At 68.7% G+C, this 12,307-nt stretch carries 10 protein-coding genes; 9 read left to right on the top strand and 1 reads right to left on the bottom strand.

All coding sequences use genetic code 11. The features are described from left to right. Window positions 1-46 precede the first annotated feature (46 nt). From ACM6JT_RS19695 to ACM6JT_RS19680, 4 genes are read left to right on the top strand one after another with little or no spacing between them, the layout of a single operon-like run. Window positions 47-1,060 carry an arabinose ABC transporter substrate-binding protein gene (locus tag ACM6JT_RS19695; RefSeq protein ID WP_111019199.1) on the top strand — a complete coding sequence of 338 codons (1,014 nt, stop codon included), beginning with the start codon at window positions 47-49 and terminating at the stop codon, window positions 1,058-1,060. Window positions 1,061-1,080: 20 nt separating this feature from the next. Continuing rightward, window positions 1,081-2,628: an L-arabinose ABC transporter ATP-binding protein AraG gene (araG, locus tag ACM6JT_RS19690; RefSeq protein ID WP_414857097.1), complete on the top strand. Its 1,548-nt coding sequence runs from the start codon at window positions 1,081-1,083 to the stop codon at window positions 2,626-2,628. Window positions 2,629-2,659: 31 nt separating this feature from the next. Beyond that, a complete protein-coding gene (gene araH / locus ACM6JT_RS19685) occupies window positions 2,660-3,679 on the top strand; it encodes an L-arabinose ABC transporter permease AraH (RefSeq protein WP_414857096.1) in 1,020 nt (339 codons plus the stop codon). Window positions 3,680-3,724: 45 nt separating this feature from the next. Beyond that, entirely contained in the window at window positions 3,725-4,627 is a 903-nt protein-coding gene (locus ACM6JT_RS19680) for an SMP-30/gluconolactonase/LRE family protein (RefSeq protein WP_414857095.1), read from the top strand. A gap of 87 nt (window positions 4,628-4,714) precedes the next feature. Here the strand turns inward: ACM6JT_RS19680 and ACM6JT_RS19675 are convergent, their stop codons facing one another. After that, complete coding sequence (locus tag ACM6JT_RS19675) at window positions 4,715-5,608, bottom strand: amidohydrolase family protein (RefSeq protein WP_414857094.1); 894 nt, start codon at window positions 5,606-5,608, stop codon at window positions 4,715-4,717. A 170-nt stretch (window positions 5,609-5,778) separates the two neighbouring features. Between ACM6JT_RS19675 and ACM6JT_RS19670 the strand changes: the two genes are divergently transcribed. The 5 genes from ACM6JT_RS19670 to mhpT all read left to right on the top strand — a co-directional run bounded on the left by ACM6JT_RS19670 (window position 5,779) and on the right by mhpT (window position 12,305). Next, the gene (locus tag ACM6JT_RS19670) at window positions 5,779-6,606 is read left to right on the top strand and encodes a p-hydroxycinnamoyl CoA hydratase/lyase (protein ID WP_034181554.1); all 828 of its coding nucleotides are present in this window, start codon (window positions 5,779-5,781) and stop codon (window positions 6,604-6,606) included. Window positions 6,607-6,648: 42 nt separating this feature from the next. Beyond that, on the top strand, window positions 6,649-8,100 hold the full coding sequence (locus ACM6JT_RS19665) for an aldehyde dehydrogenase (RefSeq protein WP_414857093.1): 1,452 nt from the start codon (window positions 6,649-6,651) through the stop codon (window positions 8,098-8,100). A gap of 91 nt (window positions 8,101-8,191) precedes the next feature. Further along, window positions 8,192-10,090 carry a feruloyl-CoA synthase gene (locus tag ACM6JT_RS19660; protein WP_217590321.1) on the top strand — a complete coding sequence of 633 codons (1,899 nt, stop codon included), beginning with the start codon at window positions 8,192-8,194 and terminating at the stop codon, window positions 10,088-10,090. Window positions 10,091-10,318: 228 nt separating this feature from the next. Then, entirely contained in the window at window positions 10,319-10,813 is a 495-nt protein-coding gene (locus ACM6JT_RS19655) for a MarR family winged helix-turn-helix transcriptional regulator (protein ID WP_034181557.1), read from the top strand. Between the two features lie 286 nt (window positions 10,814-11,099). Next, a complete protein-coding gene (gene mhpT / locus ACM6JT_RS19650) occupies window positions 11,100-12,305 on the top strand; it encodes a 3-(3-hydroxy-phenyl)propionate transporter MhpT (protein WP_131946675.1) in 1,206 nt (401 codons plus the stop codon). Window positions 12,306-12,307 lie beyond the last annotated feature (2 nt).

The raw sequence follows: 12,307 nt of genomic DNA, 5'->3' as shown, positions 1-12,307 counted from the left end.
CGCACGACAAATGATGAAGACCCAAATCGATACCAGGAGACACCACATGACCCGCACGACTCACACGATTCGCCGACACACCCTGCGCGCGCTGCTGGCCGCGCTTTGCATCGCGCCGCTCGGCATGCAGGGCGCCGCGCGCGCCGACGCGCCGCTGAAGATCGGCTTCCTGGTGAAGATGCCCGAGCAAGCATGGTTCATCAACGAGCAGAACGCGGCATCCGCGCTCGGCCAGAAGGAGAATTTCTCGGTCGTGAAGATCGGCACGCCCGACGGCGAGAAGGTGCTGGCCGCGATCGACAACCTCGGCTCGCAGGGCGCGCAGGGCTTCGTGATCTGCGCACCCGACGTGCGCCTCGGCCCGGCGATTGCGTCGCGCGCGAAGCGCTACAACATGAAGTTCGTGACGGTCGACGACCAGCTGGTCGATTCGAGCGGCAAGCCGCTCGCGAACGTGCCGCACCTCGGAATGTCGGCGACCAAGATCGGCAACCAGGTCGGCCAGGCGATCGCCGACGAGATGAAGCGGCGCGGCTGGAAGCCCGAGGAAGTCGGCGCGCTGCGGGTCACGAACTACGAGCTGCCGACCGCGAAGCTGCGCACCGACGGCGCGACGCAGGCGCTGCTCGCGAACGGCTTCCGCAAGGAGAACATCTTCGACGCGCCGCAGAAGACGACCGACGACGAAGGCGGCTTCAGCGCGGCCGCGCCGGTGCTCGCGCGGCATCCGAACGTGAAGAAATGGGTGGTCTACGCGCTGAACGAGGAAACCGTGCTCGGCGCGGTGCGCGCGACCGAACAGCTGCACATCCCGGCGGCCGACGTGATCGGCGTCGGCATCAACGGCGCGGGCGAAGCGTTCGCCGAGTTCCAGAAGAAGGAGCCGACCGGCTTCTACGGGACGATCGCGGTCAGCTCGACGAACCATGGCAAGGACAGCACGCAGAACCTCGTCGACTGGATCCGCAACGGCAAGACGCCGGCGGCCGATACGCAGACGAGCGGCAAGCTGATGACGCGCGCGAACTGGCAGGCCGTGCGCGCCGAGCTCGGTATCTGAGCACGCGGGGCGAAAACGCAATGACGACGCAGACGATGACGGCCGTGTCCCGCAGCGACGACGCTGAAGCCGGCGCGGCCGCCGGCCCGCTGCTCGCGCTCGACGGCATCACGGTGACGTTTCCGGGCGTGCGCGCGCTCGACGCCGTGTCGCTGTCGGTGCGCGCGGGCGAAGTGCACGGGCTGATGGGCGAGAACGGCGCGGGGAAATCGACGCTGCTGAAAGTGCTGTCCGGCGTGAACCAGCCGCAGGCCGGCACGCTGACGCTGAACGGCACGGTGCAGCGTTTCGCGTCGACGCGCGCCGCGCTCGAGGCCGGCATCGCGATCATCTACCAGGAGCTGCATCTGGTGCCCGAGCTGACGGTCGCCGAGAACCTGATGCTCGGGCAGTTGCCGAGCCGGCTCGGCGTGGTCGACGAGCGCGCGCTCGCCGCGCGTGCGCTCGATGCGCTGGAGCGGCTCGGCGAGCATATCGATCCGGGCATCCCGGTGAAGTATCTGTCGATCGGCCAGCGCCAGATGATCGAGATCGGCAAGGCGCTGATGCGCGACGCACGCGTGATCGCGTTCGACGAACCGACGAGCTCGCTGTCCGCGCGCGAGACCACGCAGCTGTTCCGGATCATCCGCGCGCTGCGCGCGGAAGGCCGCGCGATCATCTACGTCACGCACCGGATGGAGGAAGTCTACGAACTGTGCGACCGCGTGACCGTGTTTCGCGACGGCCGCCGGATCGACACGTTCGATTCGGTCGCCGATCTGGACCGCGACCGGCTGATCGGCTGCATGGTCGGCCGTTCGATCGAGGACGTGTACGGCTACCGGCCGCGCGCGGCCGGCGACGTGCTGATCGAGGCGAAGGGGCTGGCGGGGCCCGGGCTGTCGGAGCCCGTGTCGTTCACCGCGCGGCGCGGCGAGATCGTCGGCTTCTTCGGGCTCGTCGGTGCGGGCCGTTCGGAGCTGATGAAGCTGCTGTACGGTGCGGTGCGCCCGAGTGCCGGGCACGTCGAGCTGGGCGGGCGGCGCGTCGCGTTTGCCAGCCCGCGCGACGCGGTGCGCGCCGGCATCGCGCTGTGCCCGGAAGACCGCAAGCAGGAAGGCATCGTCGCGATCGCGTCGGTGGCCGACAACCTGAACATCAGCGCGCGCCGGCATTTCAGCCCGGCGCGCATGCTGCTCGACGCGCGGCGCGAGCGCGAGCTCGCGCAACGCTACATCGAGCGGCTCGCGATCAAGACCCGCGACGGCGACACGCCGATCGGCGCGCTGTCCGGCGGCAACCAGCAGAAGGTCGTGCTGGCGCGCTGGCTGGCCGAGCGCATCGACGTATTCCTGATGGACGAGCCGACGCGCGGCATCGACGTCGGCGCGCGCGCGGAAATCTACAACCTGTTCTACGAACTCGCGGAAGCGGGCCGCACGGTGATCCTCGTGTCGAGCGATCTGGCCGAAGTGATCGGCGTGTCGGACCGGATCATCGTGATGAAGGAAGGACGGATCGCGGGCGAAGTGGAGAAGCCGCAGGCGACGCCCGATGCGCTGATCAAGCTCGCGCTGCCGCGCTAGCGGCTTGCTGTTCAACCGGAATGAAAGAGACATGAGCCAGGCAATGCAACCCCAACGTACTTCCCCGTCCCCCGATGCCGCAGCCGCGCCCATGAGGGCGCGCGGCGGCGTGTGGCAACTGATCAACCGCTCCGGCATCGTGATGGTGTTTCTCGTGCTGTTCGCGACGCTGTCGCTGACGGTGCCGGACTTCCTCACGCCGCGCAACATCCAGGGCCTGCTGCTGTCGGTCACGCTGATCGGCTCGATCGCGGTGACGATGATGTTCGTGCTCGCGCTCGGCGAGGTCGACCTGTCGGTCGCGTCGATCGTCGCGTTCTCGGGCGTCGTTGCGTCGACGCTGATCACCGCGACGCACAGCGTGCTGTTCGGCATCGTGGCCGGCGTGCTCGCCGGCGGCGCGGTCGGGCTCGTGAACGGCGTGCTGATCGCGCGCTACCGGATCAACTCGCTGATCGTCACGCTCGCGATGATGGAAGTCGTGCGCGGGCTCGCGTTCATCACGTCGAGCGGCGACGCGGTGATGATCTCCGAGGAACGTTTCTTCGAACTCGGGTCCGGCTCGTTCCTCGGCATCTCGTATCCGATCTGGAGCAACATCATCGGCTTCGTCGTGTTCGGCTTCCTGCTGCGCAAGACAGTGTTCGGCAAGAACGTGCTGGCCGTCGGCGGCAACGGCGAGGCCGCGCTGCTCGCGGGGCTGCCGGTGATGCGCATCAAGATCACCGTGTTCGTGCTGCAGGGGCTCGTGACGGGCTTTGCCGGCGTGATGCTCGCGTCGCGGATGAGCCTCGGCGATCCGAAGACGTCGGTCGGCCTCGAACTCGGCGTGATTTCCGCGTGCGTGCTCGGCGGCGTGTCGCTGACGGGCGGCGTCGCGACGATTTCCGGCGTGCTGGTGGGCGTGCTGATCATGGGCTCCGTGCAGGATGCGATGAGCCTGCTGAACGTGCCGACGTTTTACCAATATCTGATACGCGGCGGAATTCTGTTGCTCGCGGTGCTGTTCGACCAGTATCGTCGCAACCAGCGGCGCGCGATGAAGATCTGACGAAAGCGCGGCCGCCAGCGAATTCGACAGATATCGGGAGACGGCATGCAACAGACTCATCCGGCCGCGTCGGCGACGCTGCTGGCCGACAGCCGCAACACGCTCGGCGAAGGCGCGACGTGGTGCGATGCGACACACGCGCTGTACTGGACGGACATCGAAGGCGCGCGGTTGTGGCGATGCCGCGCGGACGGTTCCGACCTCGCGCACTGGCCGATGCCCGAGCGGCTCGCGTGTTTCGCGCTGACCGACGATCCGGACGTGCTGCTCGTCGGGCTCGCGACGCATCTCGCGTTCTTCGACCTGCGCAGCGGTGCGTTCACGCGGATCGTCGACGTCGAATCCGACCTGCCGACCCGGCTGAACGACGGGCGCTGCGATCCGTTCGGCGCGTTCGTGTTCGGGATGAAGGACGAAGGCGGCGAGTCGCCGCGCGCGGTTGGTGGCTTCTACCGGCTCAATCCGGACCTCACGCTCGAACGGCTCGCGCTGCCGCCGGCGGCGATCGCGAACAGCATCGCGTTCTCGCCGGACGGTTCGAAGATGTATTTCTGCGATTCGCTGGTGCGCGAGATTTTCGTCTGCGATTACCGCGCGGGCGGCGACGTCGCGAACGTGCGGCCGTTCGCGCGCCTGACCGATGCGGACGGCGACCCGGACGGCTCGACGATCGATCGCGACGGCGGCCTGTGGAACGCGCAGTGGGGCGGCAGGCGGGTGGTGCGCTACGGGCCGGACGGCGTCGAGACGGAGCGCGTCGACGTGCCGACCGCGCAGCCGAGCTGCGCGGCGCTCGACGGCGAAGGCCGCCTGTACGTGACGAGCGCGCGCGTCGGGTTGAGCGACGACGCGCTGGCAAGCGACGCGCATGCGGGCGGCGTGTTCGTCGCGCAGACGCGGCATGCGGGGCTGCCGACCGCGCGGTTCATGCCGAAGCGCGCAACCTGAACGCTACGGCGCGGCAGGCGGACGCGGCATCGGCGCATGACCGCGCCGGCCGCCGCGCCTCGATCGGCGCATTCACCATTCGGTGCGTCACTCGCGCGGCGCGTCGAGCTCCAGCCCCAGCAACGCCACCGCGTTGTCCTTCAGGATCAGCGGGTGCACGTCGGGCCGAAACCCGGCGCCGTGGAAATCCTCCAGCCATCTATCCGGCCGTATCAGCGGAAAATCCGACGCGAACAGCACCTTGTGCCTGAGCAGCGTGTTCGCGTACTTGATCAGCTCCGGCGAGAAATATTTCGGCGACCATCCCGACAGATCGATGTAGACGTTCGGCTTGTGCAGCGCGATCGACAGCGCCTGCTCCTGCCACGGCCACGACGGGTGCGCGATCACGATCTTCATGTCCGGAAAGTCGGCCGCGACGTCGTCGAGATGGATCGGTTCGGAGTACTTCAGACGCAGCCCGCCGCCGCCGCGCATGCCCGATCCCATCCCCGAATGACCGCTGTGGAACACGGCCGGCAGCCCGTGTTCGGCGATCACCTCGTAGATCGGATACGCGAGCCGGTCGTTCGGAAAGCATCCCTGCATCGTCGAGTGGAACTTGAAGCCCTTCACGCCGTGTTCTTCGATCAGGCGGCGCGCCTCGCGCGCGCCGAAGCGGCCCTTGTGCGGATCGATGCTCGCGAACGCGATCATGACGTCGGCGTTGTCCTGCGCGAATTGCGCGATCTCCTCGTTCGGAATGCGGCGCCGGCCGATGTTCGTCTCGCAGTCGACGGTGAACATCACGAAGCCGATGCGGCGCTCGCGGTAATACGCGATCGTCTCCGGAATCGTCGGCCGGCGGCCCTGCTTCAGCACCGTGCCGAAGTACTTGTCGGCCGCGTCGTCGAATGCCTTCGCGAACAGGTCGGGCGGCTGGCAGCACGACACTTCGGCATGCACGTGCGTGTCGATGGCGATCAGGTTGCGGATGTCCAAGCGTGTCTCCTCATGTCGTGAAGCGCAGGCGCCGCGCGGCGCGAAACCGCGCGTTAGTGCCCGTTTAGGGGTTTGTCCCGAGCCGCTTCCATTCTACTTTACATATCAGGCTACCTGATAGTAAATTGGCGTGGAGTCGCGTAGGGCGGCACGGTCATTGGAGAACGAAGATGAGTTACGAAGGTCGCTGGAAAACGGTGAAGGTCGCGGTCGAGGGCGGGATCGCGTGGGTCACGCTGAACCGTCCGGACAAGCGCAACGCGATGAGCCCGACGCTGAACACGGAGATGATCGACGTGCTGGAAGCGGTCGAACTCGACGCCGAGGCGCAGGTGCTCGTGCTGACCGGCGAGGGCGATGCATGGACGGCGGGGATGGACCTGAAGGAGTATTTCCGCGAAGTGGACGCGGGCCCGGAGATCCTGCAGGAAAAGATCCGCCGCGACGCGAGCCGCTGGCAGTGGCAACTGCTGCGCATGTATTCGAAGCCGACGATCGCGATGGTCAACGGCTGGTGCTTCGGCGGCGGCTTCTCGCCGCTCGTCGCGTGCGATCTCGCGATCGCGGCCGACGAAGCCGTGTTCGGCCTGTCGGAGATCAACTGGGGCATCCCGCCGGGCAACCTCGTCAGCAAGGCGATGGCGGACACGGTCGGGCATCGCGAGGCGCTGTACTACATCATGACCGGCGATACCTTCACCGGGCCGCAGGCCGCGAAGATGGGGCTCGTCAACAAGAGCGTGCCGCGTGCGCAACTGCGCGACGAAGTGCTTGCACTCGCCGCGAAGCTGCTGGACAAGAATCCGGTCGTGATCCGCAATGCGAAGCACGGCTTCAAGCGCTGCCGCGAACTGACGTGGGAGCAGAACGAGGACTACCTGTACGCGAAGCTCGACCAGGCGAACTATCGCGATCCGGAAGGCGGCCGCGAGCAGGGCCTCAAGCAGTTCCTCGACGACAAGAGCATCAAGCCGGGCCTGCAGGCGTACAAGCGCTGACGCGCGACGCGGCACGCAACCGGACTGAGCGGAGACAGCGAAATGCACGAAGTGAGTTTGTTGATCGACGGCGTGTCGCGCGGCGCGTCGGACGGCGGCACGTTCGACCGGATCGATCCGGCGACGGGACAGGTGGCGTCGCGCGCCGCCGCGGCGACGCTCGACGATGCGGATGCCGCGGTCGCGGCGGCCGCGCGCGCGTTCCCCGCGTGGGCGGCGCTCGCGCCGACCGAGCGCCGCCGGCGGCTGCTCGCGGCGGCCGACCGGATGGACGCGCGCGCCGGCGAATTCATCGAGATCGGCCGTGCGGAAACCGGCGCGATGGCGAACTGGTACGGCTTCAACGTGATGCTCGCGGCGAACATGCTGCGCGAGGCCGCCGCGATGACGACGCAGATCGACGGCGCGGTGATCCCGTCCGACGTGCCGGGCAACCTCGCGATGGCCGTGCGCCAGCCGTGCGGCGTCGTGCTCGGCATCGCGCCGTGGAACGCGCCGGTGATCCTCGCGACCCGCGCGCTCGCGATGCCGCTCGCGTGCGGCAACACGGTCGTGCTGAAGGCATCCGAAGGCTGCCCGGGCGTGCACCGGCTGATCGGCAGCGTGCTGCATGACGCGGGGCTCGGCGACGGCGTCGTCAACGTGATCACGCATGCGCCGCAGGACGCACCGGCGATCGTCGAACGGCTGATCGCGAACCCGGCGGTGCGGCGCGTCAACTTCACCGGGTCGACGCGCGTCGGCCGGATCGTCGCGACGCTCGCCGCGCAGCACCTGAAGCCGGCGCTGCTCGAACTCGGCGGCAAGGCGCCGGTGCTCGTGCTCGACGACGCGGATCTCGATGCGGCGGTCGATGCGGTCGCGTTCGGCGCGTTCTTCAACCAGGGCCAGATCTGCATGTCGACCGAGCGCGTGATCGTCGACCGGAAAGTCGCCGATGCGTTCGTCGAGCGGCTCGTCGCGAAGGCGCGTACGCTGAAGGCGGGCAATCCGGCCGCACCGGGCGTCGTGCTCGGCACGCTGGAAAGCGCGGCGGCCGCGCAGCGCATCGCGGCGCTGGTCGCCGACGCGCGCGCGCACGGCGCGGCGTTGCCACTCGGCTGCGAAGTCGACGGCGCGGTGATGCAGCCGACGATCGTCGACGGCGTCACGCGCGACATGAAGCTCTATGCGGACGAATCGTTCGGGCCGGTCGTGACCGTGCAGCGCGTCGACGGCGACGAAGCGGCGCTGGCGGCCGCGAACGACAGCGAATACGGGCTGTCGGCCGCGGTGTTCAGCCGCGACATCGCACGCGCGATGCAGGTCGCGAAACGGATCGAGTCGGGCATCTGCCACATCAACGGCCCGACCGTGCACGACGAGGCGCAGATGCCGTTCGGCGGCGTGAAGGCGAGCGGCTACGGCCGGTTCGGCAGCAAGGCGTCGATCGCCGAATTCACCGACCTGCGCTGGATCACCGTGCAGACCGCGCCGCGCCACTACCCGATCTGAGCCGGCCGCCGCGTCGCGGCAACGACAACGACACAATGAAGTTCCCGCCGCGCGCTGCGAGCGCGCCGGCGGAACCGACTGGAGACAGACCTTGGATGCGGATCCGACCCAACTGCACGGCATCGCCGCCGCGCAGCCCGCCCCCGCCGGCTACCGCCCCGTCGCGATCGGCGCGGCACCGCCCGACATCGCGCAACGCGACGGCTGCTGGACCCTGCGTGCATCGACCGCGCTCGGCGCGTATCCGCGCCGGCTGACCGACCGGCTCGTCAGCGGCGCGCAGGCGCACCCGGACCGCTGGCTCGTCGCGCGGCGCGGCCCCGACGGCGCGTGGATCGGCATCAGCTATGCGCAGATGCTCGAACGCGCACGCGCGATCGGCCAGGCGCTGCTCGATCGCGGGCTGTCGGCCGAGCGGCCGGTCGCGATCCTGTCCGGCAACGATCTCGAACACCTGCAGGTCGCGTTCGGCGCGCTGTGGGCCGGCGTTCCGTATGCGCCGCTGTCGCCCGCGTATTCGCTCGTGTCGAGCGACTACGGCAAGCTCCGCCATGCGCTGGCGCTGCTGACGCCGGGGCTGGTGTTTGCCGCGGACGGCGATGCATTCCGCGCCGCGCTCGATGCGACGGTGCCGCCCGACGTCGAGCGCGTGGTCGTGTCGGCGGCGGACGGGATGCGAGGCGTCACGCGCCTCGCGTCGCTGCTCGACACCGTGCCGGGCAGCGTCGACGCCGCGCACGATGCGATCACCGGCGATACGATCGCCAAGTTTCTCTTCACGTCCGGTTCGACGCGGCTGCCGAAGGCGGTGCCGACCACGCACCGGATGCTGTGCAGCAACCAGCAGATGCTGCTCGAAACGTTTCCGCAATTCGGCATCGAGCCGCCGGTGCTGGTCGACTGGCTGCCGTGGAACCACACGTTCGGCGGCAGCCACAACGTGGGGATTGCGCTGTACAACGGCGGCACGCTGTATATCGACGACGGCAAGCCGGTCGCCGGCAAGTTCGACGAGACGCTGCGCAACCTGCGCGAGATCGCGCCGACGGTGTACTTCAACGTGCCGAAGGGCTGGGAGGAACTGACTGTCGCGCTCGAAACGGACGCGGCGCTGCGCGCGACCTTCTTCTCGCGCGTGAAGATGTATTTCTTCGCGGGCGCGGGGCTGTCGCAGGCCGCGTGGGACCGGCTCGAGCGCGTGACGCTCGCGCACTGCGGCGAGCGGATCCGGATCATGGCCGGCCTCGGGATGACCGAGGCCGCGCCGTCGTGCATGTTCACCACCGGGCCGATGTCGGGCGCCGGCTACATCGGCCTGCCCGCGCCCGGCTGCGACGCGAAGCTGGTGCCGGTCGACGGCAAGCTCGAGGCGCGCTTTCGCGGGCCGAACGTGATGGCCGGCTACTGGCGCGCAGGCAGCGACGACGCGCGCGAGGTGTTCGACGACGAAGGTTATTACCGCAGCGGCGATGCGGTGCGCTTCGTCGACCCGCAGCGTCCGGAGATCGGGCTGATGTTCGACGGCCGCATTGCCGAGGATTTCAAGCTGTCGACGGGGACCTTCGTGAGCGTCGGGCCGATGCGCGCGCGGATCGTGTCGAACGGCGCGCCGTATGTGCAGGACGCGGTCGTGACCGGAATGAACCGCGACGACGTCGGCGCGATGATCTTTCCGCGCATCGACGATTGCCGCCGCCTCGCCGGCGCGGGGCCGGACGCCGACGTGCGCGCCGTGCTGCAGGCGCCGGCCGTGCGCGCGTTTTTTGCGGACCTGCTGCAGCGCTTGAACCGCGACGCGACCGGCAGCGCGACGTTCATCACGCGGCTGTGCCTGCTCGACACGCCGCCGTCGCTCGATCTCGGCGAAATCACCGACAAGGGTTCGATCAACCAGCGTGCGGTGCTGACGCAGCGCGCGGCGCTGATCGAAGCGATGTATGCGCACGACGCGGCCGATGCGGGCGTGATCGTTGCAGGCGCGGCGCGCTGAGGTCGAGCGTCGTGCCGCACCGCCATGTGGCGGCGGTGCGGCACGCGGTCGGCACGGCAGCGCGGCGGCGCTGTCCTGGTCGATCAGCGGGTAAACCACGATCGAAACCGCCGAATCGGGTCTGTGTTGGTACAGTGCGCCGATCGCCGCGATGCGGGCGATGCGAGCGTGCCCGCCATGCGGGCCGCGTGAGGTAAGATGGCCCGCGATCTTCCTCCCGACACCTCCATGAGTTCGACACCCGTCAAACCGGCCGGCGCGAAACGCGCTGCCCGTGCCACCGAGGCCAAACCGCCCATGCGTGCCCAGCAGCGGCTGACCTACCTGATCGGCAATCTCGATCGGTTGCTGCGCCGCCAGATGAGCGATGCGCTCGCACCGCTCGGCGTGACGCTCGCGCAATACACGGCGCTGTCGGTGCTCGAGGCGCGCGGCGCGCTGTCCAATGCGCAGCTCGCGGTGCGCTCGTTCATCACGCCGCAATCCGCGAACGAGGTGATGGTCGCGATGGCGGCCCGCGGCTTCGTCACGCGCGAGGCCGATCCGAATCATGGCCGCGTGATCCTGCTGCGCCTGACCGACGAAGGCTCGGCGATCCTGCGCGAATGCGAACGGGTGCTGCGGCCGCTCGAGCGCCGGATGCTCGGCGACGACCTGACCGCCGCCGACGCCGCGCAGGTCCAGCGCACGCTCGAGCTGTTCGTGCGCAACCTGCGCGACTGAGCCGCGCTTTCGTTTCTTTCGTCGTTCCGCACGGCCTTGCCTGGCCGGCTTCCGCGCGCGTTGCGGGTTAACACCGGCGCATCACACACTTGAAATATCAGGTTACCTGTTATTAAATCATTCCGTCCTTCGATGGGATGACGGTCCGCACGACCGGCTGGTCGCGCGGATTTTATTTCGGACAATGAATCAGGCTACCTGATAATGTCTGATGCATGGTCCGATCACGACAAAGACACCGCGCATGCGTTTCGGCATGACGCGCAGTACAAGGTTTGGAGACGACATGGACACTTCCGTTGCCGAGAGGCCGGCCGTCGCGACGACGCTCGGTCTGTGTTTCGCGATCGCGCTGCTCGAGGGGCTCGACCTGCAGTCGGTCGGCGTCGCCGCGCCGCGCATGGCTCACGAGTTCGGGCTCACGGTTTCGCAGATGGGGCTCGCGTTCAGCGCAGGCACGTTCGGCCTGCTGCCGGGCGCGATGCTCGGCGGGTGGCTCGCCGACCGGATCGGCCGCAAGCACGTGCTGATCGCGTCGGTCTGCCTGTTCGGGCTGCTGTCGATCGCGACCGCGCACGTGTCGAGCTTCGCGATGCTGGTCGTCGTGCGCGCGCTGACCGGCCTCGGCCTCGGCGGCGCGATGCCGAACCTGATCGCGCTGTCGTCCGAAGCGGCCGACGCGCGCTCGCGCAGCAGCGCGGTCGCCGTGATGTACTGTGGCATTCCGTTCGGCGGCGTGATCGCGTCGTTGATCGGCGTGCTGCTGGCCGGCGACACCGAATGGCGGCACATCTTCTACGTCGGCGGCGTCGGGCCGCTGCTGCTCGCCCCGCTGCTGCTCGCGCTGTTGCCGGAATCGCGTGCGTTCCTCGACGTCAGCGCATCGGGCGCCGCGCGCCCGAGCGTCGCGCACACGCTGTTCGGCGGCGCACGCACGGGCACCACGCTCGCGCTCTGGCTCAGCTATTTCTGCACGCTGATCGTGCTGTATTTCCTGTTGAACTGGCTGCCGTCGCTGATGGCGGCCAAGGGGCTCGCGCGCAGCCAGGCCGGGATCGTGCAGATCTTCTTCAACATCGGCAGCGGCCTCGGCGTGCTCGGCATCGGCATGTCGATGGACCGGATGCGGCCGTCGCGGGTCGTCGGCGGCATGTATGCGGGGATCGTGCTGTCGCTTGCCGCGCTCGCGATCGCGCCCGGGATCGTATGGCTGTCCGCCGCGGCGTTCGCGGCCGGGATGTTCGTCGTCGGCGGCCAGTCGGTGCTGTATGCGCTGGCCGCGATGTACTACCCGACCGCGATGCGCGGCACCGGCGTCGGCTCCGCGGTCGCGGTGGGCCGGCTCGGCTCCGTGGTCGGCCCGCTCGCGGCTGCCCAGCTGCTCGCGATGGGCCGCAGCGCGTCGGTCGTGATCGGCGCGAGCATCCCCGTCACGCTGGTCGCCGCCGTCGCGGCGCTGGTGCTGATCCGCAGGCCGCAGGCACACGACTGAGT

Origin of the sequence: Burkholderia sp. IT-111MI5 (assembly GCF_949752865.1) — a bacterium.
Lineage (GTDB): Bacteria > Pseudomonadota > Gammaproteobacteria > Burkholderiales > Burkholderiaceae > Burkholderia > Burkholderia pyrrocinia_C.
The sequence above is the reverse complement of the archived record's forward strand: the minus strand, read 5'-3'. Positions and strand labels throughout refer to the sequence as shown.

Coding starts and splice junctions, on each gene's coding strand:
- araG (WP_414857097.1), top strand. CDS start 1,081: ATGACGACGCAGACGATGACGGCCGTGTCCCGCAGCGACGACGCTGAA.
- ACM6JT_RS19680 (WP_414857095.1), top strand. CDS start 3,725: ATGCAACAGACTCATCCGGCCGCGTCGGCGACGCTGCTGGCCGACAGC.
- mhpT (WP_131946675.1), top strand. CDS start 11,100: ATGGACACTTCCGTTGCCGAGAGGCCGGCCGTCGCGACGACGCTCGGT.
- ACM6JT_RS19695 (WP_111019199.1), top strand. CDS start 47: ATGACCCGCACGACTCACACGATTCGCCGACACACCCTGCGCGCGCTG.
- araH (WP_414857096.1), top strand. CDS start 2,660: ATGAGCCAGGCAATGCAACCCCAACGTACTTCCCCGTCCCCCGATGCC.
- ACM6JT_RS19665 (WP_414857093.1), top strand. CDS start 6,649: ATGCACGAAGTGAGTTTGTTGATCGACGGCGTGTCGCGCGGCGCGTCG.
- ACM6JT_RS19655 (WP_034181557.1), top strand. CDS start 10,319: ATGAGTTCGACACCCGTCAAACCGGCCGGCGCGAAACGCGCTGCCCGT.
- ACM6JT_RS19670 (WP_034181554.1), top strand. CDS start 5,779: ATGAGTTACGAAGGTCGCTGGAAAACGGTGAAGGTCGCGGTCGAGGGC.